This window comes from Bacillus cereus group sp. BfR-BA-01311, assembly GCF_022664295.1.
GTDB lineage: Bacteria > Bacillota > Bacilli > Bacillales > Bacillaceae_G > Bacillus_A > Bacillus_A cereus.
The window spans coordinates 105696-131998 of sequence record NZ_JAKUHC010000003.1 but is presented as its reverse complement, the minus strand read 5'-3'; the positions used below and the strand labels follow the sequence as shown (position 1 = coordinate 131998).

The following is a 26303-nucleotide window of genomic DNA, read 5'->3' as shown; positions in this document are numbered from 1 at the left end:
CAGTAGCAGTTTGTCACTGTTAACGAGAGAGCTAGGGGTTGCTGGAACCTAGCACAAACAAACTTGTGAATTACACTCTGGAGTATCTTAGGTAATGCTAAGCGGACTAGCAATCGATATTATTGCTAAGAGTGGTATGAGTAGCTATGCTATTTATACAAACTGGGTGGTAACACGGTGAATAATCGTCCCTATGTCTATCGTAGACATAGGGGCTTTTTTGTTTTTAAAAAATAAAGGGGATGACAAAAGATGAATATCATTGATGAGTTAGAATGGCGCGGCGCCGTTAATCAACAGACTGACGAAGAAGGCTTACGTAAGCTAGTAGAAGAGAAAAAGATTTCACTATACTGCGGAGTTGATCCGACTGGTGATAGTATGCATATCGGACATTTGATTCCGTTTATGATGATGAAGAGATTCCAATTAGCTGGTCATCATCCTGTTATTTTAATTGGCGGGGCAACAGGAACAATTGGTGATCCGAGTGGACGGCAATCAGAGCGTCAACTTCAAACGTTAGAAGTGGTTCAGCATAATGTAGATGCGTTAACAGCACAAATGAAAAAGCTATTTGATTTTGGTGGAAATAGCGAAGTGAAGATGGTAAATAACTATGATTGGACACATGAAATAAATATTATTGAGTTTTTACGTGATTACGGGAAAAACTTTAGCATCAATAGCATGTTAGCGAAGGATATTGTAGCAAGCCGTTTGGATACAGGTATTTCTTTCACGGAATTCACGTACCAAATTTTGCAAGCGATGGACTTCCATCATTTATACACGAAAGAGGATGTTCAACTGCAAATTGGTGGTAGTGACCAATGGGGAAATATTACGAGTGGTTTAGATTTAATTCGTAAGTTAGAAGGTCATGAGGCGAAAGTATTCGGATTAACGATTCCGTTATTATTAAAATCGGACGGTACGAAGTTTGGTAAATCAGCAGGCGGCGCTGTTTGGCTTGATCCTGAAAAAACGACACCGTTTGAATTTTATCAGTTCTGGGTGAATACGGATGATCGTGATGTCGTTAAATACTTGAAATACTTTACATTCTTAACGAAAGAACGCATTGATGAATTAGCGGTTAAGGTGGAAACAGAGCCTCATAAACGTGAAGCACAAAAAGTACTAGCAGAAGAAATGACGAAATTCGTTCATGGAGAAGAAGCATTCCTGCAAGCTGTGAAAATTACAGCAGCGTTATTTAGCGGAGATATTAAATCGTTAACAGCTGATGAAATTGAACAAGGCTTTAAAGAAATGCCAACATTTCAGTCTTCAAAAGAGACGAAAAACATCGTAGAATGGCTAGTTGATTTAGGAATTGAACCATCTAGACGACAAGCGCGTGAAGATATTAATAACGGAGCGATTTCTATGAATGGTGAGAAAGTAACAGATGTGGGTACAGATGTTACTGTAGAAAATTCATTTGATGGACGATTTATTATTATCCGTAAAGGGAAGAAGAATTACAGTCTTGTGAAGTTAGGCGAATAGTTTGTGTGAAAGGATGGGAGTAGGAAGAATACTTCCATCTTTTCGTATACACAATTTGGACATAAAATAATCAGTAAATTTAGATAATTAAAAGGGTTATACGATTCTTCTGCCGAATAAATAAGTTAGAGAAAATTACGGATAAAAATAGCCCGAACCATGCAGGGCATGATTCGGGCTTATATTCAGATTAGTAAGCTAAGCTGAATAGACCTTTAATGTGTGATAAGTAACGAACGTTACTTGCTTCTTTCATTAATGATGCTGGTAAGCCTTTAAGTGGAGTATTGCTTGCTCCAATTGTAGCAACCGCATCTTTACGTCCTAGACTAGCAAGTGTTCCAGAGTTTACAGGTGCGAACTCTTCGAATGCTTTGCCTTCTAGTGCTGCGTATAAGTTGTATCCAATTAACTCACCCATTTGCCAAGCGATTTGTGCAGTTGGTGGGTATGGACGTCCGTCTGGAGCGAAGACAACAGCGCTGTCTCCAGCAACGAATACGTCTTTGTGAGAAGTAGATTGTAGGTATGCATCAACTGTTGCACGTCCACGGTTAACTTCAAGACCTGATTCACCGATTAATGGGTTACCTTGTACGCCGCCCGTCCAAACGAATGTGTTAGCAACAAGTTTTTGACCGTCTTTTAAGTCGATTTCGTTGCCAGCAACGTTTGTTACAGGAAGACCAGTTAAGAATGTAACGCCGCGCGCTTCTAGGCTAGTAGTTGCACGTTCGATTAAGTGGTCTGGTAATACTGGAAGGATTTTTGGACCTGCTTCAACAAGAAGAAGTTTCACTTCTTTTGGATTTACGCCGTGGCTTTTTGCAAGTTTAGGCATAATGTCAGCAAGCTCACCAACTAGCTCAACGCCAGTTAATCCGCCACCACCGATTACGATTGTAGCATCAGCTTCGTTTTTCGTTTTCGCGTATTCACGAATACGGTCTTCAACGTGTTTGTAGATTTTATTTGCATCAGCAGCAGATTTTAATACCAGGCTGTTTTCTTCTAGTCCTGGAATACCGAAGTAAGCAGTTTTACTTCCTAAAGCAACTACAAGTGCATCGTAAGATAAAGTAGTGCCGCCAGCTAGTTTGATTTCTTTGCTATCAACTGAGAATGACTCAACTGTTGCAATTTTAAGATCGATATCTTTACCTTTGAAAAGCTTTGTAAGTGGCATTGCAATTGCTTGCTCAGACACGTTACCAGCTGCAAGGCGGTGTAATTCAGTGATGATTTGGTGCGTTGGGTATTGGTTAATCACTGTAACTTGTGCTTCTGATTTGCTGTAATATTTACGTACGTTTAAAGCGGCAAGAAGACCGCCATAACCAGCGCCTAAGATGACAATTTGTTTTGACATAGTATGATATCCCCCGTCTTTACTAATTGTTGTTATAAGTTAAATTATTTATTGTTACGTTCTGCACTAATTTGAAGATATGCGTTCACAAAGCGGAACATTTTTTGTGCTTGTGGATCTTTTAATAATTTTAAAAGACCGAATAGGCCGATAACTTCGTTGCTTTCGTCAGCACGATCTTTCGCTTCGATTGCAGTTGCAGCCATGCTTTTCACTGTATCTTTTACAGGTTCTACAAGCTCTGTAATTGCACCAACAGTGTCGCTTTTTAATACTTCATCAGTAGCAACAGTTTGAGCGAAGTCATAAGACTTAGTTAAAATGTTAACAAGCTCAGTTAATTTTGGAAGCTGTTCTACTAGTGTTGTTAATGATTCTTGTACCTCAGGTTTTAACAACTGATCAAGTACATCAAGTTGTCCTTGGCTAGCAGAAATTTGTACAGTTTCTTGTTCTGGCTTTGTTTGAGTCATAGTTTCTGGCATCTCCAATTCTCCTTTACGATAGCAATACTCTTATTTTTGATAAGTAAGATAGTAAACGGTTACGAAACTTTATACAAAGTTTCACAAAACACAATAAAATGCCTTTAAATTTATGACAGCAAGTAAGCTGCAAACATAAATCTAAAACCATAACGTCTTACTTATTATTTATGAACTGTCCGATACATGGCTTGTCCGCATAATGGAAAAGCTCCGTTACCGGAAAGTGTATATAATATATATCCTATATTATATACTATATACACCTATGTTAACATAAAAATGATTCCTAATTATTTGATATTGAGTGTATAACGTAGTGCTGACAAGGTATGAAAGCGTATAAAATATTTTGTTCCAGTTAGAAATGTACATATATATAAAGAAAAAAAGGAAGAAACGAACAAATTCATGTTCGTTTTTCCTTTTTCCTATTATTCACCTTCCGCAATTAGCATCGATGTGTTACCTTCTTTTTCAAGATGGCATTCGCCCCAAGAACAAAGAGAATCAAGAATGGATTCTAAAGACCAACCGTAATCGGTAAGAGAATATTCTACTTTTGGCGGGACTTGATTGTATACTTTTCTTTGAATAACGCCGTCGTCTTCTAATTCACGTAATTGCTGTGTTAACATTTTTTGTGTAATACCAGGCATTGAACGTTTTAGTTCACTCGTTCTCTTTGTACCTTTCGTTAAGTGACAAAGGATAACAACCTTCCATTTTCCGCCGATAACTTCTAAAGTCGCCTCTACAGGAATATTGTATTTCTTCATATGAAATCCTCCCTTTGTGAGTAAAATAAGTTAAATCATACAAATGTTACTTTTTAGTACCTATAGCACTTTAAAGTACGTACTTTTTATTATGTTAAATATGTTTCATAATAGCACATGTAAGAGGCAAATGAGTAGTACGGTACCAAAAAGTGACTATGTTACTTTTTGGTGCCTATCGTACTTTAAAGTGCGTTCTTCAAAAAAAGAATGAAACCATTCATAATAGCATTTGTAAGTATGAAATATATTTTTTAGAAGATAAAAGGGCCTTTTTATCGCACTATTATGATTGGATTTCTTGTAATAAGGAGGAATTCAATTGAGTTCATATACAGTACCATCTTCGGAAGTTCAGACAAATCGAAGAAGTATGTTTGCTTTATTAGCGCTAGCAATTAGTGCGTTTGGGATTGGTACAACCGAGTTTATTAGTGTCGGTTTACTACCATCTATTTCAAAAGATTTAAATGTTTCGGTTACAACAGCCGGTTTAACGGTTTCCTTATATGCGTTAGGAGCGGCGGTAGGAGCTCCTGTTTTAACAGCGTTAACGGCTAGTATGTCGCGAAAGACATTATTAATGTGGATTATGGTTATTTTCATTATTGGTAATGGCATTGCGGCGGTAGCAACAAGCTTCACTGTATTAATTATCGCAAGAATTGTATCTGCGTTTGCACATGGTGTATTTATGTCAATTGGATCTACAATTGCAGCTGCAATCGTACCAGAGAATAAACGTGCTAGCGCAATTGCGATTATGTTCACTGGATTAACAGTTGCGACTATTACTGGTGTGCCAATTGGAACATTTATCGGTCAACAATTTGGCTGGAGAGCGTCATTTATGGCGATTGTTGTAATTGGAATTATTGCTTTCATCGCAAACAGTATACTCGTCCCATCTAATTTAAAAAATGGTGTACCTGTATCGTTTCGTGATCAATTTAAATTAATTAAAAATGGAAGACTATTACTTGTTTTCATTATTACTGCACTTGGATACGGCGGTACATTCGTAACATTTACGTATTTATCTCCGTTATTACAAGAAGTAACAGGATTTGAAGCAAGTACTGTTACTATCATTTTATTAGTGTATGGAATCGCAATTGCGATAGGGAATATGGTCGGCGGAAAATTATCGAATCATAATCCGATTCGAGCGCTATTTTACATGTTCTTGATTCAAGCGATTATATTATTTGTTTTAACATTTACAGCGCCATTTAAAGTAGCTGGATTAATCACAATTATTTTCATGGGACTATTCGCATTTATGAATGTTCCGGGGCTACAAGTATATGTAGTTATATTGGCAGAGCGCTTTGTTCCGAGTGCGGTTGATGTTGCTTCAGCAATTAATATTGCCGCATTTAACGGAGGGATCGCTTTAGGTTCTTATATAGGTGGCCTTGTAACGAATTCATTAGGATTAATCCATACTGCTTGGGTAGGTGGCCTTATGGTAGTAGCCGCTGTTATTTTAACAGCGTGGAGCATGACATTAGAAAAAAGAGATCAAGTAAAATAAAAGGAGAGAAAATAAAATGAAAAACTTACAAAGTAAAGCAGTATTAAATAACGGTGTAGAAATGCCTTGGTTCGGTTTAGGTGTATTTAAAGTAGAAGAAGGACCAGAACTTGTAGAAGCTGTAAAATCAGCAATTAAAGCAGGATACCGCAGCATCGATACAGCTGCAATTTACGGAAATGAAAAAGCTGTAGGTGAAGGAATTCGTGCAGGTATTGAAGCGACTGGTATTGCAAGAGAAGAATTATTTATTACTTCAAAAGTATGGAACGCAGATCAAGGGTATGAAACAACAATCGCTGCATACGAAGAGAGTCTAAAAAAATTAGGACTAGATTATTTAGATTTATATCTTGTTCACTGGCCTTCAGAAGGAAAATATAAAGATACATGGAGAGCGCTAGAAACACTTTATAAAGAAAAGCGCGTACGTGCAATTGGTGTAAGTAACTTCCAAATCCATCACTTACAAGATGTAATGAAAGATGCAGAAATTAAACCAATGATTAACCAAGTAGAATACCACCCTCGTTTAACACAAAAAGAACTACAAGCTTTCTGTAAAGAACAAGGTATTCAAATGGAAGCATGGTCACCACTAATGCAAGGTCAATTATTAGATAACGAAACATTACAAGAGATTGCTGAGAAACACGGTAAAACAACAGCTCAAGTTATTTTACGTTGGGATCTTCAAAATGGAGTAATCACAATTCCAAAATCAACGAAAGAACACCGTATTATTGCAAACGCTGATGTATTTAACTTTGAATTAACGAAAGAAGATATGGAAAAAATCGATGCGTTAAATCAAAATCATCGCGTTGGTCCAGATCCTGATAACTTCGATTTCTAAGATTAAGGTAAGAAAAAAGAGTGCTTAAAAGCACTCTTTTTTTGTGCATAAAAATAGTTTCTAAATAAATACTACTTAGTATTAAGTTTGTTATTAAGGGGCTGTAAACATGAATATAAAGCAATCGTTCAAACTTTTAGCTATGTTTTTAAGTGTTTTATTTGTGTTATTCCCACTTCAAAAAGCATTCGCAGAAGTGATGGACCATACAAAGTATCAAATGGATTGGAGTTATAGTAAGTCCAAGAAGAAGCCAATTCGAACAGAGCTTATTAAAACGGCAGATGGTAAAATTGCTTTTTGCTTAAATGTAGATTTGAAATCTCCAAGCGGTCAAGATTTACCGGAAATGGGGAAAGTGGATATTAATGTGTACCGTGTACTATTGAATGGATATCCACAAAAGAGTCCACAAGAATTAGGGGTATCTGATTGGAGAGAGGCGCATTACGCAACGCAGCTTGCAGTGTGGAATGCGTTAAAACAAATCGATATTAATGATTTAGACTTCCGTAATAAAAATGTAGAAAAGGTAACGAAAGATATCGTTGCAAAAGCAAGTGCTAGTGAAGAACTACAAGAAATTACGATGAGTGTAACTCCTACAGAAGAACAACAAGCAGTATTGAAAAATGATTTCTTTGAAACAGGCTTATATACAGTAGAAACAAATGCAAAAAGCGGAACGTATAAAGTGCAAGCAACAGGTGCACCAGCGGGCGTGAAATTTGCAAATGAAAAAGGCGAAACAAAAACAGAATTTAATGTAGGAGAAAAGTTCCGCATTTTAATTCCGAAACAAACACCAGCTGGTGGATTTAGCTTTAAAGTATCAGGAAATTTAACGAAATTACAAGGGATTGCGCATAAAGGTACACCGACTATTCAAAATGCAGTAGTATTACTTGAGCGTAGTGAAGAAAAAACAAGTCCAGAGTTAGCGGTAAGTTGGAAAAAGGCTGAGGCTCCAAATAAACCAAATAAGCCATATACTCCAAATGAACCGCATAAACCGAATCAAAAGAGATAATGAAAAAGCATTGGTATATGCCAATGCTTTTTCATATGAATTCTTTAAAAATATATCAAGATAATAATTAATCGAGTGAAACACTATTTTAACGTTTGAAGAAGTATTTAAAAATAATAAAATATGGAGAAATCTAAACGTTACAATAAATGGATTTTATTCACGAAATTGTAACATTATTCTAATTAGAGAGGCTATCAAACAAAGTGTAAAGCGTGTACAATTCAGTTGGAAAAACTACCTATAGATGGTCATACATGAAGAAAATGTAAAAATCTATTGTTGTTCACATTTTTAGATGTATAGATGACAATACTGAAAAATATCTTTTACTATTCTCTTTTTTATGTAGCAAGAGAACTCATCACAAATAGAGAGAAGTGAGGAGGGGATATTACATAAAAATTGTACAATGTAAGAAAGCGAATACATGGAGGGAAATGCGGTAGTAATAGATACAGGTGCGCGAGGTGTTAGTCTATTCGTTAAATGTTTTTATAAAGATAATAGGATTTTTCATTAAACGAATATATAGGATGGTTTGTCTAAAAAAAGGACAGGGGACACAGATTATGTCAAAGAAGAAAAAGAGTAGGGTATTAGTAGCAGGTATATGTATATCTACATTATTATCACCAGTAGCTTTCGAAGCATCAAAAGGATATGCGGCGCCTTTGGAAGAGAATAAGGGCGGGCAGTTGGAAGAGAGTAAAGAGAATCGTTTGGAGCAGAGAACGTTTCATTTGCCTGGGAAAGGTAGCGTAGAAGAAAATAGGGACCGTTTAAAGATGCAATTTGCCTTTTCACCAAATGAACCAACTGGAATTTATGCAAAACCAGATGAAGAAATTAAAGTTGAAATAAAAGGAAATCAATCTATTAAAGCGTTTATAGGAACGCGAGCTTATGACAAGGAAAAGCCAAAAGAGTTCGATTTAAATCCTGGTAAAAATATTATTTCTTCGCCTAATGGAGGGATTTTATATTTTTATAATATGAATAATACCGGGGAAGTTACAGCGACTGTTATAAGTGGAGGTACTCATTTTCCTTTATTTATACTAGGGAAACATACGAAAAAAGATTGGGATGAAATGTTAGAAAAATATAAAAACCCTTACGCGATAGAATTAAAGGGTGATAGAAGTTTAATAACTACAAGTTATGAAAAAGTAGAAAAAAACATGCAAAAGACTGACCCGACAAATTTAATGAAGAAGCATGATGAAGCAATTCGGATTGAAAATGCATTATCTGGATTATCGGAAGATGGCATTGGAGTTGCGAATCCAGGGAAACATTATATTCAATTTATTGAAGCGAGATACCCAACTAGCCCATATATGTATGCAAATAATTATCTGACAGGGTATGCAAAAGAATCGATAGAGTATGTATTAGATATCGAGAAGTTTACAACTGATGGTTGGGGACCATGGCATGAAGTGGGACACCTACACCAACAGATTCCTTGGTTGTCAGAAGGCATGGGTGAGACAACAGTTAACATTTATAGCCTAGCTGTTCAGCTAGCATTTGGAAATAAATCGCGAATGGAAGTAGATGGTCGTTATGAAGATGCATTTGCATATTTGAAACAACCAGATGATCAAAAGAATTTTGATAAAGCAGATCCAATTATTATGTTCTGGCAGTTGCATTTAATTTATGGAGATCAATTCTATCCGAAGTTACATCAAATGTATCGAGTGTTATCTGATACAGAATATTCTATGTTAGATACTAATGAGGTTATTTCGAGTAGAGAGAAAAAGCAAATGTTTATCTATATGGCTTCAAAAGCATCGGGACAAAATTTAATTTCTTACTTTGCGAAATGGGGATTACATGCAGAGGCGGATACGGTAGAAAAAGTAAATAAACTACAATTACCTGAACCGAAAAATGAAATATGGTTATCGAGAGATAGTAATCCGATTCGTGAAAAACAAGTAGAAGCATACAAAGTTCCTTATGGTGAAGCAGTTAATACAGTACCAGATATTTTAATAGGTACAGAATTTGATGAGAAAAAGGCAAGTGAACTTGTAAAAAATCTAGGACAAAATGTAAAAGCGACAGGGAAAATAGCATGGCCTAAACAAGAAAATGGAAAACAAACAGTGAATGTAGAAATTGTAGATGCACAAGGAAATGTAAATGCAATTCCTGTACCAGTTAACGTTGTGTATGGAGATAGTATGGCATTTAAATCATATTGGAATACAAATTCTGTGTTAACTTTAAATCATAACGATAAGAAATTTAATACGACATTAGTAAGAAACATATTGGATCATAGTTATCGAAATCAAAAATATGTAGGTGTTACGATCTATGATGCAAATGGGAATGAAAAGAAGAATGTTTCCGCGGAAGGTCATGAAGGATTAAAGAATTTCGTGAAAGAGTTAGATGGAATGTCATTTGAGTATGGAGACATCATTAAGGTATACCATATACAGCCAGAGTATTTAGAATGGTATGATGACAATAAACGTGTAGACCAAGGGCAAGCTAAAAATAAAAAGGAAAAATTATTTAAAATTACCCCGCAAGGATATGAATTAATCGATGGTTTACAAGAAGTCACAGCAGTACCACAAAAAGTAGTAATCGGAACAGATGCCGGAAAATTAGAAGCGAAAAACTTTGTTCAAGTGAAAGATGGAGAAGTAGTTGGATTTGTAGAAAAGCCAAATACAACGAAAATTGGTGAACAAAAAGTAAAAGTAGAAACGAAAGATCGCTTTGGTAATAAAAAAGTAACAGAAGTACCGCTAGAAATAATATACGGAGATAGCATTATGTTCTTTGGTACATGGCATAGCGGAACCAATATTAAATCGATTGTTACATTAAATCATGAAGAAAAGAAATTTAGCACAACAGATTCAGAAGGTGCAATGCATACTTCATTTGCAGATGAGAAGTATATGGGAATGACTGTATATGATAAAGATGGAAAAGAGAAGAAAGCTTTATCAGTAAAAGCATCTGAAAATACAAAAGGATTTGCGGAACAATTTAATGGAATGGTCTTTGAATACGGCGATATAGTAAAGGTTTATCAGAGAGAATTCGATCGTTTTAAAGTATATAAAAAGAATGAGTTTGTAGATACAAAGTATGGTGTAAATGAAGTATTCTTTAAAATTACAGAGCAAGGTTTCGAGAGAATCGAAGCTCAGCAACAAGTAACGGCAGTGCCACAAAAAGTAGTAATTGGAACAGACGCTGAAAAATTAGAAGCGAAAAACTTTGTTCAAGTGAAAGACGGAGAAGTAGTAGGGTTTGTAGAAAAGCCAAATACAACAAAAATTGGTGAACAAAAAGTAAAAGTAGAAACGAAGGATCGTTTAGGTAATAAAAAAGTGACAGAAGTTCCTGTAGAAGTAATTTACGGAGATAGTATTATGTTCTTCGGTACATGGCACGGCGGAACGAATATTAAATCGATTGTTACATTAAATCATGAAGAAAAGAAATTCAGTACAACAGATTCAGAAGGTCCAATGCATACTTCGTTTGCGGATGAGAAATATATGGCGATGACTGTATATGATAAAGGTGGAAAAGAGAAGAAAGCTTTATCGGTAAAAGCATCTGAAAATACAAAAGGATTTGCAGAACAATTTAATGGAATGGCTTTTGAATACGGGGATATAGTAAAGGTTTATCAGAGAGAATTCGATCGTTTTAAAGTATATAAAAAGAATGAGTTCGTAGATACAAAGTATGGTGTAAATGAAGTATTCTTTAAAATTACAGAGCAAGGCTTTGAGAGAGTGGAAGCTCAACAAGAAGTAACAGCAATGCCGCAAAAAGTAGTAATCGGAACAGATGCCGGAAAATTAGAAGCGAAAAACTTTGTTCAAGTGAAAGATGGAGAAGTGCTGGGATTTGTAGAAAAACCAGATACAACAAAAATTGGTGAACGAAAAGTAAAAGTAGAAACGAAAGATCGCTTTGGGAATAAGAAATTGACAGAAGTTCTTATGGAAGTAACGTATGGGGATAGCGTAGTATATCAAGGTGTGTCTAATGTAACACGTTCAATCGTTACGTTAAATCATGAAGAAAAGAAATTACATGCGACATTTACCGATGATGAAATACATTATCGTTTTGTAAATGAACAGTATATAGGACTTACGATTTATGATAAAAATGGAAAAGAGAAAAAGCATGTAACGGCAGAAGGACAGGAGACTTCAAAGAATTTTGCTGAGCAAGTAAATGGAACGGCATTTGAGTATGGAGACGTGTTGAAAGTATACCATGCGGAACCGAGTCGTTTGAATTGGTACAAAAAGAATGTGCTAGATAAAAAAGAGGGTGCAATGAAGGGTGAAGAAATTTCCTTTAAGGTTACTCCAAATGGTTTAGAACAAGTGTAACAATAAAAAAATCTCGTAAAACATTATGTTTTACGAGATTTTTTTATTATTCAGCTTCAGAAACTACTGTGAAGCGTTCGTTTACATGTTTTGGGTTTTCAATTTCATCAAGTGCTGCAACTGCGAAGTCTTCGTAACTTACGTAGCTATCACCTTTTGCGTTCACAAGAAGGTTGTCTTTACCAGCTTTATAAGAACCAGTACGTTTTCCTAATGCGAATAGTGCAGAAGGGCTGATGAATGTCCAAGTGATGTCATTTGTTTGTTGCAAGATTTCTAAGTTTTTACCTTGGTTTTGAGCTGTTGCAAGATATTCTTTCGGGAAACCTGGTGTCTCAAATACACGTGTTGTTTTCTCTTCGTCTACAAATAAGCTTCCAGCGCCACCAACTACAAGTAATTTTGTGTTAGGTGCACCTTTCATCGCTTCAATTAGTACGTTTCCTGCATCTACGTGAAGGTGTTCTTGTCCTGCTGGAGCACCGAATGCATTTACAACTACATCGAATGCTTGCAAGTCGTTAGATGTAAGAGAAAATACGTCTTTTTCTAAAACTTTTACGTTTTCTTCTGTAATTTTTGCAGCGTTTCTTACGATTGCAGTTACTTCATGTCCGCGATCTAATGCTTCTTTTAAAATACGACTTCCTGCTTTACCAGTTGCTCCGATAATTCCGATTTTCATAATAAATCCCTCCAAAGTGTTTTGTTAAAGTGTATATCTGAAAGTAAATGAATTTGTTGTAATTAGGTTTGTTACAACCTGTTGTAATCATTATAGTTACAGGTTGGTGTTTTTGTCAATAGGGTTGTTTGTGAATTTATTTTTTGTTTTAGTATGCACAGTTAGAGGGAGGGTAGTCAGTCATAAAGATATTGTTACTGTGAACCTGGCTAATATTTGGAAATTGCAAATTGTCGAAAAATGTTGATTTTTGAATGTTTTTTAAATATAATTCGTTTTATGGAGAAAAGGAGGGGTTAATTGTATGAATATTTTAGAGCAATTTATTTCATCAACAAATACAATTCTTTGGTCATATATTCTTATTGCGATGTTAATTGGTTTAGGTCTTTATTTTTCTATTAAATTGAAATTCGTACAAATTACTCATTTAGGGGAAATGGTTCGACTAATGAGTGATGGATTAACTGGAAAGACGCGTAAAAAAGGTAGTGTATCTTCTTTCCAAGCGTTTTGTATGAGTTCAGCAGCTCGTATTGGTATCGGTAACTTAGCTGGTGTAGCATTAGCTATATCTATGGGAGGACCTGGAGCTGTATTTTGGATGTGGGTTATTGCGATTATCGGGGCTTCTTCAAGTTTCGTAGAAAGTACGCTTGCCCAAATTTATAAAGTAAAAGATGGCAGTGGCTTCCGTGGTGGTCCTGCTTATTATATGGAAAAAGGTTTAAATAAACGTTGGATGGGAATTTGGTTTTCTATCCTTATTACAGTTAGTTACGGTTTAATTTTTAACTCAGTACAAGCGAATACAGTAACATTAGCGTTTGAAAATGCATTTGGTTTAGAGCGTTATATTGTTGGTATTGTATTAGCTGCATTAGTTGCGGTTATTATTTTTGGTGGTGTAAAAAGTATTGCACGTATGTCGGAAATGATTGTTCCGCCAATGGCGCTTGTTTATATTGCGGTAGCTATTTTTGTTGTCATTAAAAACTTCTATTTAATACCAGATGTGTTTACGGAAATCTTTAAAGGTGCATTCGGTTTAGATTCAGCTGTAGGTGGCGGTATCGGCGCTGCGATGAAATATGGTATTCAGCGCGGATTATTTGCGAACGAAGCAGGTATGGGTAGTGCGCCGAACGCGGCAGCAACAGCTGATGTAACGCATCCAGCAAAACAAGGTTTTATTCAAACGATCGGCGTTTTAGTAGATACATTCTTAGTATGTACATCAACAGCATTTATCGTACTATGTTCTGGTGCATATAAAGCAACAAATTTAGAAGGTATTGAATTAACGCAAAATGCATTAAGCTCACAAATCGGCCCATGGGCAAGTAGCTTCTTAGCGATTATTATTTTCTTATTTGCATTTAGTTCTCTTTTAGGAAACTACTATTATGGTGAAACAAATATTGAATTTATTAAGCAAAGCAAAACGTGGTTAACAATTTACCGTATTGCGGTAGTTGGAATGGTATTATTCGGTTCTGTTGCGACGCTTCAAGTTGTATGGAATATGGCAGACTTATTTATGGGTCTAATGGTAATCACGAACTTAATTGCGATTACACTTCTTGGCCGATTTGCGTACGCGGCATTAACAGACTATGTAAGACAAAAGAAACAAGGGAAAGATCCAGTCTTCAGTGCAGATTCTATTCCTGGTTTAACGAATACAGAGTGCTGGGATAAGCCAGTGGTAACAGATAAAGAAAAAGCAGTGTAATTGAAAAGGCGAGCATCGAGGTAAATTCGATGCTCGCCTTTTTTGTTATAGTAAATGATGAAAAGGGTGAGGGGTAATTATTAATATAACTTTTTTGTTTGTTTCTCTCGTTATTTGTGGGGAACGTACTGTTTTAAAAGTATGGCTGGTCGAATAGGATAAGTTATTAAGTATTGGATAAATGCATGTAATGGCTATATTTTCATGTAAAAAACACGTATGTTAAAAAAGTTAACGTACTCATGTTATAAAACCTAACATAAAGTTCTTGATTACTAAAAGTTTTTAGAATATAATTTTCTTATTGTTAGGAATAGGGGGCAATGCAATTATGGATTTTTTAGCTAAGGTAATTGGGGATATAAATAATATCCTTTGGTCATATATCATTATTGCGATGTTAATTGGGTTAGGACTCTATTTTTCATTTCGTGTGAAATTTGTCCAAGTTCGTTACTTCGGTGAAATGATTCGTTTGCTTGGGGATGGGGCAAGCTCGAAAACGAGGAAAGCGCAAAAAGAGAAGAGCGGCGTATCATCATTCCAAGCGTTTTGTATGAGTACAGCTTCTCGTGTAGGTACTGGTAACTTAGCTGGTGTAGCTATTGCGATCTCAGCAGGTGGTCCAGGAGCAGTATTTTGGATGTGGTTAATCGCGGTAATTGGGGGTGCTTCTGCATTTGTAGAGAGCACATTAGCGCAAATTTATAAAGTAAAAGATGGGAATGCATTCCGTGGGGGCCCAGCGTATTATATGGAAAAGGGTTTAAAGAAACGCTGGTTAGGTGTTGTGTTCTCTGTTCTAATAACAGTAAGTTTCGGATTGATTTTTAACGCTGTACAGTCTAATACTGTAGCGGCTGCCTTTGATGGGGCGTTCAAAACAGATAGTAGATTAGTAGGTCTTGTTATGGCTGGTTTACTTGCAGTTATTATTTTCGGTGGAGTAAAACGAATTGCTCGCGCGGTTGAAATGATTGTTCCAGTAATGGCAATTATTTATGTAGCAGTGGCATTATTCGTTGTTGTAACAAACATTACGGCAATTCCATATGTATTTAAAGAAATTTTCTTACATGCTTTCGGAATTAAAGAAGTAGTAGGCGGAGGATTAGGAGCTGCGATTTTATTAGGGGTAAAACGTGGGTTATTCTCAAATGAAGCAGGTATGGGTAGTGCGCCGAACGCAGCAGCGACTGCAAACGTAACGCACCCAGTTAAACAAGGTTTCATTCAAACTTTAGGGGTATTTACTGATACATTATTAATTTGTAGTTGTACAGCATTTATTATTCTTTTATCAGATGTGCATAATGCAGCTGATTTAAACGGAATTCAATTAACGCAGCAGGCGTTAAGTCAACATATCGGTCCATGGGCTTCTATATTTGTAGCAGTGGCAATCTTCTTGTTTGCGTTCAGTTCATTAGTAGGTAACTACTACTATGGTGAAACAAATATTGAATTCTTAAATGGAAGTAAAGTGCTATTAAATGCATACCGCATTGCTGTACTTGGTATGGTTATGCTAGGATCTGTAGCGACAATTCAAATCGTTTGGGATTTAGCAGATTTATTTATGGGAATTATGGCTGTTATTAACTTAGTAGCAATTGTATTCCTTTCTAAGTATGCTTTCGCAGCGTTATCAGATTATATTAAGCAAAAGAAACAAGGGAAAGATCCAGTCTTTTATGCGGAGTCTATTCCAGGTTTGAACAATACAGAGTGTTGGGGTGAGTCAGCGGTAGCTGATAAAGAAAAAGCGGTATAATGAAAAGGGCATCAAGTGAAACTTGATGCTCTTTTTTGTTTTATTCAACTATTTGCAGATAGTAAAAGACGAACATTCATAGACGTTTTATAATAAAATGTAATTTTTTAAAGAAAAGTGCGGATATGATTTGTGATTTGTGTTAGAATGGAAAATGCCTTTGAAATAAGAGGTTTTATGATCTTTCCTATCCGATTGAAGATTTTGGAGGAGAAATGGAAAGTTCGGATTATTTCTTGTTTTGAATGGTCAGACGTTCAACGTTAATGAAGAGTTAAATGGAGGATTTTATTAATGAAGTTTGTTATGTTCCTTGTAGGATTACTCGTTGTATTTGTACTCGGTTTTCTTATAAGTGCCGATCGAAAGAAGATTAAGTATAAACCAATCGCAATTATGCTTATTATTCAGCTAGCATTATCTTATTTCTTATTAAATACGCAAGTTGGTTATATTTTAGTAAAAGGAATTTCAGATGGATTTGGCGCACTTCTTGGATATGCGGAAGCTGGAATCGTTTTCGTATTTGGTGGTCTTGTTAATAAAGGAGAGGTTTCATTCTTCTTAACAGCGTTATTACCAATCGTATTCTTTGCGGTTTTAATCGGAATTCTGCAACACTTTAAAATTTTACCGATATTTATTCGTGCTATTGGTACGTTGTTAAGTAAAGTAAATGGTCTAGGAAAACTAGAATCATATAACGCAGTAGCAGCTGCCATTGTTGGACAAGCAGAAGTATTTATTACAGTAAAAGATCAATTAAGTAAAATCCCAAAACATCGTTTATATACATTATGTGCATCTTCTATGTCGACAGTGTCGATGTCAATCGTTGGTTCTTATATGAAAATGATCGAACCGAAATATGTAGTAACAGCACTTGTATTAAATTTATTTAGTGGTTTCATTATCATTCATATTATTAACCCGTACGATATTACAGAAGAAGAAGATACACTGAAATTAGAAAATAAGAAAAAACAATCATTCTTTGAAATGCTGAGCGAGTACATTATGCTTGGTTTCACAATCGCGATAACAGTAGCAGCGATGTTACTTGGTTTCGTAGCATTAATTACAGCAATTAATAGCTTGTTTGATTCAATGTTCGGTATTACATTCCAAGCTATTTTAGGATATATTTTCTCACCATTAGCATTCGTAATGGGTATCCCACAAGCTGAGATGGTAACAGCGGGACAAATTATGGCAACAAAATTAGTATCAAACGAGTTTGTTGCGATGCTTGATCTTGGAAAAGTAGCTGGTGATTTATCGGCTCGTACAGTTGGTATTCTTTCTGTATTCCTTGTATCATTTGCGAACTTTTCATCTATCGGAATTATTGCAGGTGCAACAAAAGGTATCGATGAAAATCAATCAAATGTTGTATCATCATTCGGTCTACGCCTTGTGTACGGTGCGACATTAGTAAGTATTCTATCAGCGATTATCGTTGGTGTTATGTTATAAAGTGAATTTTTAATCAGTGGGGGCTTTATTCCCCCTCATTATTAGCTCTCACCAATCGGGATAAAAAAGGGTGGTCCTAGCTCATAGCTAGGGCTATTTTTATGGTAAATTTACATGAAAAAACCAATTAATTAGGAATATATTAACATATAAAAATCTTTTAAAATTTATATTGCATTTCGTCTAGATAACGCTTACAATTTGATTTGTAGGTGGTATCAATTTCAGACTTTCAAGTATGGTAGGAGAGAAGAAGCTACCTTTTATAAATTGCAATTTATGTAAACGCTTACTGATTTTAGATGACAGTTGAATAGTTTTAGGGGTTTTAAATTTTTTTAACAACAATGGTCAGACGTCATTCGTTATACGTTATACGACCAATAACTTGTGGGAGAAGTGGAGGATTCACATATGAAGTTCGTAATGTTTCTAGTCGGTTTACTTGTAGTGTTTGTACTAGGTTTCCTTATTAGTTCAGATCGTAAGAAAATTAAATATAAACCAATTGCACTTATGCTTGTCATTCAATTGGTACTTGCGTATTTCTTACTAAATACAAAGGTCGGATTTGTATTAGTAAAAGGGATCGCAGATGGATTTGGCGCTATTTTAAAATTTGCGGAAGCTGGGGTTAATTTCGTATTTGGTGGTCTAGCAAACGATGGACAAGCACCATTCTTCTTAACAGTATTATTACCGATTATTTTCTTAGCAGTATTAATCGGGATTCTGCAACATATTAAAGTTTTACCGATTATCATTCGTGCAGTCGGTTTCCTATTAAGTAAAGTTAACGGTTTAGGAAAACTAGAATCATATAATGCGGTAGCAGCTGCAATCGTTGGTCAAGGGGAAGTATTCATTACAGTAAAAGATCAACTAAGCAAATTACCGAAAAATCGTTTATACACACTTTGTGCATCTTCAATGTCTACAGTATCGATGTCAATTGTCGGTTCTTATATGAAAATGATTGATCCAAAATATGTAGTAACAGCACTTGTATTAAACTTATTCAGTGGATTCATTATCGTTCATATCATTAATCCATATGAAGTAAAAGAAGAAGACGATATTTTAGAATTACAAGAAGACAAGAAACAAACATTCTTTGAAATGTTAGGCGAATATATTATGCTTGGTTTCTCAATCGCTGTAACAGTAGCGGCGATGTTAATCGGTTTCGTGGCATTAATTACAGCAATTAATGGTGTATTCGATTCAATTTTCGGAATCACATTCCAAAGCATTTTAGGATATATCTTCTCACCATTAGCATTCGTAATGGGTATTCCAACATCAGAGATGTTACAAGCAGGACAAATTATGGCAACAAAATTAGTAACGAACGAATTCGTTGCAATGCTTGATCTTGGTAAAGTAGCTGGTGATTTATCAGCTCGTACAGTAGGTATTTTATCTATCTTCCTTGTATCATTTGCGAACTTCTCATCTATCGGAATTATCGCAGGTGCAACGAAGAGTATCGATGGCAAACAAGCAAACGTTGTATCATCATTCGGTTTAAAACTTGTATACGGTGCAACGTTAGTAAGTATATTATCAGCGATTATCGTTGGGGTTATGCTTTAATAAATTAAGAAAAGCAATGAGCGTAGGCTCATTGCTTTTTTTGTTTAACCTGCTTTATCCAAGTCTCTTTTAAAACGTGGTTTCTCTAAATAAGTTCCCAGTCTCCACACATATTCCACTGGCCCCATTCGGTATTTCTGGAGCCAATAGGTGCTAACGAATAATTGAATCGTATAAATTCCGATGGTTAAAAGAATACCGAAGAAATAGCCGATTTTCCCGTATAAGCCAAATCCATATGCGTAAAAAATGGTTGTTGCGATAATAGATTGCGCTAAGTAATTACTAACGGACATTTTCCCCATGTTCGCCATGTATGTTAGTAGACGGGTTGCTTTTTTGTAATGGAATAATAAAATGATTGTGCTTCCGTAAAAGAAGGTCATAGTTACTGGTGTAAGGCCATCTTGTAACATAATTAAAACCGGGTGTTTTATGAACATAGCTAAGATTTTAATTGTAAAAGAGAAGAGACCGGTGGCAAACCATATTTTTTTGACAGCAGGTATATGTTTACTGACCTCAAATAGCCAGCCTTTTTTCCCTACATACATTCCGAGTAGGAACAGTGGAGACATAAAAATTATTGCGAAAACTGATATGAAAAATAATCCGAATGCACCGTCAATTCCCATGTAATCAAAAGGATTTTCAGTCAATCTAAAGTTGACGTGATCCATATAGCTTCCAGTTTGATGGACTTTATGTTCTTTTTCAGTATAAGGTGCGAAATCATTTATATTTGTAGATGGATCAGTTTGATAAGACATAAGTGTAATAAGTGCGAGTAGAATAATCGCCCAAATAAGCAAAGTTTTCGGTTTTCGATTGATGAATATCATTAAAAAAATCCCGATTATTCCGTATGCAAATAAAATATCTCCCTCCCAAACAAAAGTGCCGTGAATGTAGCCGAGTAGTAAAAGAATGATAATACGTCTTATGTATGTGGGGAAGAATCTTTTTCCTTTTGTGATAATACTTTTTTGTAACAAAATAATGCTAAGCCCAAATAGAAAAGAAAATAGGGATATAAAGTTATGTGTGCCGAAAAATTGAATAAACCAATTAGCACCTTTATCAAGATCGCCAAATAGATAAGTTGGTTTTTCACTGGTGAAGAACCCAAATTGAATTAATGTCATATTGACTAGTAAAATGCCAAACAAAGCGAAACCACGAATTGCATCAACAGCTTCTACACGTTGATTCATTTTTCCTCTCCTCGTATATTCGTTTTTATATTGAAAATAATACCATTTTATATCTGGCACTATGTCAAATATGAGGAAATTTAAGGTGATTTTAAGATAGAGAGCAAACAAAAAAATCACCTTAATACATGTATTAAGGTGATTGAAATATTACTCAGCTGGAGGCGTAAATGTACGTTTCTCTAATTCAGCATCTAGCATAAACAGTGCGTTTGAATCGCTTGTAATACGTTTTAGTTTTTGGATGATGCTATCGAATGAAGCTTCTTCTTCAACTTGTTCGTCAACGAACCATTTTAAGAATGTAATTGTTGCATGTTCACGCTCATCCCAAGCGATATCAGATAAGTTGTAAATACGTTTCGTTACTTCACGCTCGTGCTCAAGTGCGACTTCAAAAGCGTTTAATACAGATTCGTATTCGTTATTCGGATTATCAAATCCAGTAATAATAGCGCGCTCTCCGCGGTCATTAATATAGTTGTAAAGCTTCATTGCGTGGAAACGTTCTTCTTCAGCTTGTACAAGGAAAAAGTTAGCGAATCCATCATAGCTCTCAGCTGTACAGTAAGCAGCCATTGCCATATAAGCATGGGCAGAGTAAAATTCAAAGTTCATTTGTTCATTTAATGCGTCGTGCAATTTTTTTGATAACATAAAATCCCCCTTAGTATTGTGACAAGAATATTATACCATAATTGATAATATTCTCATTTAGATACTTCGAACCTTTTTGAAAGCTTTGCGACGTGTGCGTCCATAATGTCTTGTAAGTCTAAATCATATTTTTGCGAAAGAATAATAAGGTTAGATAGTACATCGCCAAGTTCTTCTTTTAGTTCTTGTTTTAGCTCTTCTTCTGTTTTCGCATCTTCATCAGGGCGATCGCGGCCAATTTCAATAGCACGAACGACTCGTGAAACTTCCCCAACTTCCTCGGTTAAGAAATTTAAGCGAATAAAGGCATTATACTGTGACCAGCTTCGTTTTTCGTAAAATTCCTCAACCCATCTTTGAAATGCAACGATATCCATTTCTTCCTCATCTCCTCAATATGTTGTACAATGTCAATTGTATCATAACAATATATAGTTTCGGGGTGTAGGAATGAGAAAGATTTGTGTGTTTGCAGGTTCTAATTTAGGGGAGAGACCAGAATTCAAAGAGCAGGCAATTCAGTTAGGTAAAATGTTTGTTGAGAACGAGTATGAGCTTGTATACGGTGGTTCATGCGTTGGATTAATGGGAGAAGTAGCAAACGAAGTTCTTCGTTTAGGTGGACGTGTAACAGGTGTTATGCCGCGCGGTCTATTTCGAGGAGAAATTGTACATACAGGATTAACAGAATTAATTGAAGTAGAAACAATGCACGAACGTAAAGCGAAAATGGCAGAGCTTGCGGATGCTTTTATCGCGCTTCCAGGCGGATACGGAACGTTTGAAGAACTATTTGAAGTTGTATGTTGGTCACAAATTGGTATACATAATAAGCCGGTTGGTTTATTAAACATAAAAGGTTTTTACGGACCAATTCTGCAAATGGTTGAACGTGCAGCAGAAGAAGGATTTATGAATCCATCAAATAAAGAATTGATCGTTTCAGCTGAGACAGCAGATAAACTAATTCATGCAATCCAAAATTATGAGCGTCCTGTTTTGGGAACGAAGTGGAAGCAACTATCATAGCAAATACGGAAACACATGTTGTTTTAATTTAAGATGGCATGTGTTTTTAATTTGGTTAAATATGTTAATGTTTAGATGTAATGTTTTGGGGAAAGGAGAAATAGATGGAGGAGTTCGTATATTTACGTCCGGTTTTTAAAAGTATTTTAGCAGCGTCTATTCTTGTTATGCTAATTGTTTTGAGACAGAAGAAAGAGTTGATTAATGAATTTTCGCTTTGGTTTATCTCGGTATTGTGTATCGGTGTTTCAGCGATAACGTTGTTTATGTCCGGATTTATCGTTGATGAGTATAATCTAGGTGGAGATCCACAATCGTTTTGTATGTTTATTGCGATTGGTTGTATTAGTGGTCTGAATTTCATTATTTATTACAGAAGGCAATAAAAGAGGCATTCCATATTACTTTGGAATGCCTTTATCATTTTGATTGCTTTGTTTTTTATACAGGTACCAGCCACCCCAGCCGCCACCAATTGCTACGACAACGAGGAAAGCATAGTCCTTAACCTCGACACGTATATTGAAAATATTAGCTATAAGTAAGAGAATCCCAACTGTTATTAACGCAAAAAATGCTCTAATTAAGTAGTCTTTCAACTGAACCACTCCCGTCATTTAAGTAGTAAATGATGAATTTGGAAAAGCTAAAGGGTGTTTCCTATATTTTAACATAGATGAGATTGTAATATATTGATAAAAGTAGGGGAGAGGGGCGCTGATATTGTCGTGATTTGTCGGCAAATTGATATCCTTTGTCAAATCGTTGATATATTGCGGGTAATGATCGATATAATGAAAAAATCGTTGATATATTGCGGGTAATGATCGATATATTTGAAAAATCGTTGATATAATTTCGTGTACCGTTAAGTGCGACCATTACATAAAAAAGCGACTCTAAACGAGCCGCTTCCGCTTTTAATTATTATTGATTCAAGAACGCACGTAGCATCCAAGCGTGTTTTTCTAGTTCTGTGTAGATGCCTAGTAGTAGGTCAGATGTCATTTCATCGTCAGAGTCTTGAGCAATTTCCATGCCTTTTTTCAGTTCGACTAGCATCATTTCGTAGTCTTTCATGATTGCTTCGACCATCCCTTCTGCAGTTTCTCCGTATGCTGCTTCTTGAATAGAAGATAGTTCTAAGTATTCTTTCATTGTTGCTACTGGTTTGCCGCCAATTGCTAAAATACGTTCTGCAATTTCATCGATGTGAGTAGCTGATTCTGTGTAAAGTTCTTCGAATTTCTCGTGTAATGTGAAGAATTGAGGTCCTTTTACGTACCAATGGAAGTTGTGAAGTTTTGTGAATAAAACGCTCCAGTCTGCTACTTGTTTGTTTAATACTTCAATTACTTGTTTGTTCATTATGATCAATCTCCTTTTGAGTTGTTATGTGATATCAATTACTAATTTATAATCATTATAATCTAGTAATCTCTATAAATCAACCCTTTTGCTGGAATTAATTTGAACAAATTATGAACTGTTGTAAATAAAAGGCCCTATTACGGTGAAGTAATAGGGCCTTTGTTTGAGATATGGCTCTTGTTCTAAACGAGCCGCTTGTGCTTTTAGTGATATCCAGCTCCGGTGACTAGACCAGTCGGTCATTTCGCTCTCTCGCTCGAAGCAAAAAGCGCTTCAAGGTCGAGAGCTTGAAGTGTCCTGCGATTCTGAACGAGCCGCTTCCGCTTTAAATGATATCCAGCTCCAGCGGCTAGAACAGTCGGTTGTTTCAATCCTTCATTCGAGGCAAAAAGCGCCTCGTAATCAGGAGTTCCAACACCCTCCTGTTCTGAACGAGCCACTTCGCTTTTATTTGTTAAACGGCCTTTTGTTTTTCTTCTACATCCTGCCCATCCCAGCACTCTGTATTTTTTAAGCCAGGGATAGAGTTTGCAACGAAGACAGGATCTTTTCCTTGTTTCTTTTGTTTCAAATAGTCTACTAATGCAGCGTAAGCAAATTTGCTAAGGAATGAGATGGCAATTAAGTTTGTGAATACCATTAGTCCCATGAATAAATCAGCTAAACTCCAAACTGTTTTAAGGGCAGCGATTGATCCGAAGAATACCATTCCGACAACTGCAACACGATAAATCATTAACCATGTTTTGCTTTCTTTAATGAATGCGATATTTGTTTCACCATAATAGTAGTTTCCTAGAAGTGAACTGAAAGCGAATAGGAAAATAATAATTGCTAAGAAGGTGCTTGCCCACGGTCCAATTTGTGAACTTAATGCGTTTTGTGTTAATTCGATACCTTCTAAATTTGATCCTTTGTAAAGTCCAGAACATAATACGATAAATGCTGTTGATGTACATACTAAGAATGTATCTACGAAAACGCCTAACGCTTGAACAAGCCCTTGTTTTACAGGGTGAGATACATCAGATGTTGCTGCTGCATTAGGAGAACTACCCATTCCCGCTTCTGTAGCGAATAAACCGCGCTGAATTCCGAACTTGATTGCTGCTCCAATACCACCAGCGATGGCTTGGTCTAAACCGAATGCACCGTTAAAGATTTCCATGAAAATGCTTGGTAACATACTGAAGTTGTTAATAACGACAAAAATAGCCACGCCGATATAAACGATTGCCATTGGCGGAACAATCATTTCTGTAATACGTGAAATGCTCTTAATGCCACCAAAAATAATAACTGCAACTAATAAGGCTAATAGAGCGCCTACGATTGTTCGCTCTAGTCCAAAAGCATTTTCAAACGCTATTGTTACTGTATTTGCTTGCACTGAATTGAAAATTAATCCGTACGCAACTGTAATAAGAAGTGAAAACCAGACGCCCATCCAGCGTTTGTTTAACCCTTTTTCCATGTAATATGCTGGTCCACCACGGAACCTACTTCCATCTTTTACTTTATAAATTTGCGCAAGTGTACATTCTACAAAACTAGTAGCTGCTCCGATAATTGCGATAAACCACATCCAAAATATTGCGCCAGGTCCACCCATTGAAATTGCTAATGCTACACCAGCTAAGTTTCCGATACCGATACGTGCTGCTGCACTTAAGCAAAATGCTTGGAATGGTGAGATGCTATCTTTCTTTTTTTCTTTTCGATTAAACCCTTTACTAATTAAGCTGACCATCTCACTGAAATGAGTAATTTGGACAAATTTTAATTTAAAAGAGAAGTAAAGACCGAAGCCGATTAGCATTGCAATAAGAATATATGACCATAAAATATTATTCGTTACCTCAAGGAATCTGCTAAAGATATCAACCATATAATACACTTCCTTTTTTTCGTAATAAGAAAATTATATGCAAAAAATATACGAGAATCAATTTTTCTAAAAAATTATGTTACTTAAATCATTTTTGTGTTATGATTATGTTACATCGTAATATTTTTAGAATTATTTACATTTTAAAAAACTAAATTTAAAGCGAGAAGGTGGGGATAATTTGAAAGAAAATTCTTTATGGAAAGTAAGCCTTGAGAGTTTGAAAATGAGAAGTAATATATTTTTTATCATTACATCTTTAAGTATCTTTTTAGGGTCCACTTATTATTACAATAAAAGATTTCCAAATCACAAATATCCTGAGTGGTTAGAATTTCTAAAGTTGATTGGATGAATAAAAGACAGAAAAACAGAAAATTAAAATAAATAAGTTATGGAGGAGCTAAAAATGAATATTAGAGAAAGTGAACTTCCAGGTATTGGTTATAAGTTTCAAATCGTTACGAAAGGTAACGAAAAGATGGTAATTGTCATTCATGATGATGGTCGTAGAGAAATGTATCATTTTGATTCAGATCATGAAGAAAGCATCTCAAGTATTTCGCTACGTGACTCAGAGGCGAGACAAATCGCTGCAATATTAGGTGGAATGGTATATAAGCCTAGGGCGTTAGAAAATGTTGAGATGGTTTTTGAAGGTTTAGCGATTGAGTGGTTCAAAGTGGAGAATACAGCTCCAGCAATCGGAAAAACAATTGGCGATCTTGAAATAAGAAAAACATATAGTGTAACAATAATCGCGGTTATGAAGAAGAACATGAAGAAGCTATTTAATCCAGGACCAGAAACAATAATTGAAGAAGGAGATATGCTTGTAGTTTCAGGTGAGAGAGAAGAAATTAAAAAAATCATTAATGAATTACTTTCAAATAGGGGGGACTGATTA

22 protein-coding genes and 1 other annotated feature (1 of these 23 only partly in view) are annotated in these 26303 nt (G+C 35.7%); of the genes, 12 read left to right on the top strand and 10 right to left on the bottom strand.

The features are described 5' to 3' along the window. Positions 1-196: a binding site (T-box leader), on the top strand; it begins 20 nt to the left of the window's first position. Positions 197-252: 56 nt separating this feature from the next. Continuing rightward, positions 253-1515 carry a tyrosine--tRNA ligase gene (tyrS, locus tag MR136_RS08610; RefSeq protein WP_001021108.1) on the top strand — a complete coding sequence of 421 codons (1263 nt, stop codon included), beginning with the start codon at positions 253-255 and terminating at the stop codon, positions 1513-1515. 190 nt (positions 1516-1705) lie between these two features. Here the strand turns inward: tyrS and MR136_RS08605 are convergent, their stop codons facing one another. The 3 genes from MR136_RS08605 to MR136_RS08595 all read right to left on the bottom strand — a co-directional run bounded on the left by MR136_RS08605 (position 1706) and on the right by MR136_RS08595 (position 4148). Next, a complete protein-coding gene (locus tag MR136_RS08605) occupies positions 1706-2884 on the bottom strand; it encodes an NAD(P)/FAD-dependent oxidoreductase (RefSeq protein ID WP_242259322.1) in 1179 nt (392 codons plus the stop codon). A 44-nt stretch (positions 2885-2928) separates the two neighbouring features. Next, complete coding sequence (locus tag MR136_RS08600; RefSeq protein ID WP_001115309.1) at positions 2929-3369, bottom strand: DUF1641 domain-containing protein; 441 nt, start codon at positions 3367-3369, stop codon at positions 2929-2931. 434 nt (positions 3370-3803) lie between these two features. Then, entirely contained in the window at positions 3804-4148 is a 345-nt protein-coding gene (locus MR136_RS08595) for a winged helix-turn-helix transcriptional regulator (RefSeq protein WP_000760481.1), read from the bottom strand. Positions 4149-4521: 373 nt separating this feature from the next. On the opposite strand from MR136_RS08595, the gene MR136_RS08590 reads away from it, so the two are divergent. From MR136_RS08590 to MR136_RS08575, 4 genes are all read left to right on the top strand, one after another. Next, entirely contained in the window at positions 4522-5685 is a 1164-nt protein-coding gene (locus MR136_RS08590) for an MFS transporter (RefSeq protein WP_002026553.1), read from the top strand. Positions 5686-5701: 16 nt separating this feature from the next. Then, a complete protein-coding gene (locus tag MR136_RS08585; protein WP_000793532.1) occupies positions 5702-6541 on the top strand; it encodes an aldo/keto reductase in 840 nt (279 codons plus the stop codon). Between the two features lie 109 nt (positions 6542-6650). After that, the gene (locus MR136_RS08580; protein ID WP_224201259.1) at positions 6651-7571 is read left to right on the top strand and encodes a thioester domain-containing protein; all 921 of its coding nucleotides are present in this window, start codon (positions 6651-6653) and stop codon (positions 7569-7571) included. Positions 7572-8143: 572 nt separating this feature from the next. Next, positions 8144-11971 (top strand): putative mucin/carbohydrate-binding domain-containing protein, encoded by a 3828-nt coding sequence (locus tag MR136_RS08575; protein ID WP_242259321.1) that lies wholly within the window; start codon positions 8144-8146, stop codon positions 11969-11971. A gap of 46 nt (positions 11972-12017) precedes the next feature. Here the strand turns inward: MR136_RS08575 and MR136_RS08570 are convergent, their stop codons facing one another. Next, positions 12018-12656 (bottom strand): NAD(P)-dependent oxidoreductase, encoded by a 639-nt coding sequence (locus tag MR136_RS08570; protein ID WP_000689907.1) that lies wholly within the window; start codon positions 12654-12656, stop codon positions 12018-12020. A 304-nt stretch (positions 12657-12960) separates the two neighbouring features. Here MR136_RS08570 and MR136_RS08565 point away from each other — a divergent pair, with 304 nt between their 5' ends. The 4 genes from MR136_RS08565 to MR136_RS08550 all read left to right on the top strand — a co-directional run bounded on the left by MR136_RS08565 (position 12961) and on the right by MR136_RS08550 (position 19237). Further along, positions 12961-14391: an alanine/glycine:cation symporter family protein gene (locus MR136_RS08565; RefSeq protein ID WP_001022930.1), complete on the top strand. Its 1431-nt coding sequence runs from the start codon at positions 12961-12963 to the stop codon at positions 14389-14391. Between the two features lie 331 nt (positions 14392-14722). After that, positions 14723-16165, top strand: coding sequence for an alanine/glycine:cation symporter family protein (locus MR136_RS08560; RefSeq protein WP_000346373.1), 1443 nt, complete (start codon positions 14723-14725; stop codon positions 16163-16165). Between the two features lie 294 nt (positions 16166-16459). Beyond that, positions 16460-17641 carry a NupC/NupG family nucleoside CNT transporter gene (locus MR136_RS08555; protein WP_000673839.1) on the top strand — a complete coding sequence of 394 codons (1182 nt, stop codon included), beginning with the start codon at positions 16460-16462 and terminating at the stop codon, positions 17639-17641. A 414-nt stretch (positions 17642-18055) separates the two neighbouring features. Next, positions 18056-19237 carry a NupC/NupG family nucleoside CNT transporter gene (locus MR136_RS08550; RefSeq protein ID WP_000673874.1) on the top strand — a complete coding sequence of 394 codons (1182 nt, stop codon included), beginning with the start codon at positions 18056-18058 and terminating at the stop codon, positions 19235-19237. 44 nt (positions 19238-19281) lie between these two features. On the opposite strand, the gene MR136_RS08545 is transcribed toward MR136_RS08550, so the two are convergent. The 3 genes from MR136_RS08545 to MR136_RS08535 all read right to left on the bottom strand — a co-directional run bounded on the left by MR136_RS08545 (position 19282) and on the right by MR136_RS08535 (position 21485). After that, positions 19282-20451 carry a DUF418 domain-containing protein gene (locus MR136_RS08545; RefSeq protein WP_061457849.1) on the bottom strand — a complete coding sequence of 390 codons (1170 nt, stop codon included), beginning with the start codon at positions 20449-20451 and terminating at the stop codon, positions 19282-19284. A 150-nt stretch (positions 20452-20601) separates the two neighbouring features. Beyond that, the gene (locus MR136_RS08540; protein WP_000949403.1) at positions 20602-21108 is read right to left on the bottom strand and encodes a ferritin; all 507 of its coding nucleotides are present in this window, start codon (positions 21106-21108) and stop codon (positions 20602-20604) included. A 53-nt stretch (positions 21109-21161) separates the two neighbouring features. After that, entirely contained in the window at positions 21162-21485 is a 324-nt protein-coding gene (locus MR136_RS08535) for a MazG nucleotide pyrophosphohydrolase domain-containing protein (RefSeq protein ID WP_000355744.1), read from the bottom strand. 73 nt (positions 21486-21558) lie between these two features. Here MR136_RS08535 and MR136_RS08530 point away from each other — a divergent pair, with 73 nt between their 5' ends. Continuing rightward, positions 21559-22137, top strand: a complete 579-nt coding sequence (locus tag MR136_RS08530; protein ID WP_001225756.1) for an LOG family protein — start codon at positions 21559-21561, stop codon at positions 22135-22137. Between the two features lie 104 nt (positions 22138-22241). Further along, the gene (locus MR136_RS08525) at positions 22242-22523 is read left to right on the top strand and encodes a hypothetical protein (RefSeq protein WP_000390910.1); all 282 of its coding nucleotides are present in this window, start codon (positions 22242-22244) and stop codon (positions 22521-22523) included. Between the two features lie 15 nt (positions 22524-22538). Here the strand turns inward: MR136_RS08525 and MR136_RS08520 are convergent, their stop codons facing one another. The 3 genes from MR136_RS08520 to MR136_RS08510 form a co-directional block, all read right to left on the bottom strand. Then, entirely contained in the window at positions 22539-22736 is a 198-nt protein-coding gene (locus tag MR136_RS08520) for a hypothetical protein (protein ID WP_000656312.1), read from the bottom strand. Between the two features lie 328 nt (positions 22737-23064). Continuing rightward, entirely contained in the window at positions 23065-23505 is a 441-nt protein-coding gene (locus MR136_RS08515; RefSeq protein WP_001041895.1) for a Dps family protein, read from the bottom strand. Positions 23506-23962: 457 nt separating this feature from the next. Continuing rightward, positions 23963-25396, bottom strand: coding sequence for an alanine/glycine:cation symporter family protein (locus tag MR136_RS08510; RefSeq protein WP_000227591.1), 1434 nt, complete (start codon positions 25394-25396; stop codon positions 23963-23965). Between the two features lie 409 nt (positions 25397-25805). On the opposite strand from MR136_RS08510, the gene MR136_RS08505 reads away from it, so the two are divergent. Next, positions 25806-26300, top strand: coding sequence for a cation:proton antiporter regulatory subunit (locus tag MR136_RS08505; protein WP_001026073.1), 495 nt, complete (start codon positions 25806-25808; stop codon positions 26298-26300). Positions 26301-26303 lie beyond the last annotated feature (3 nt).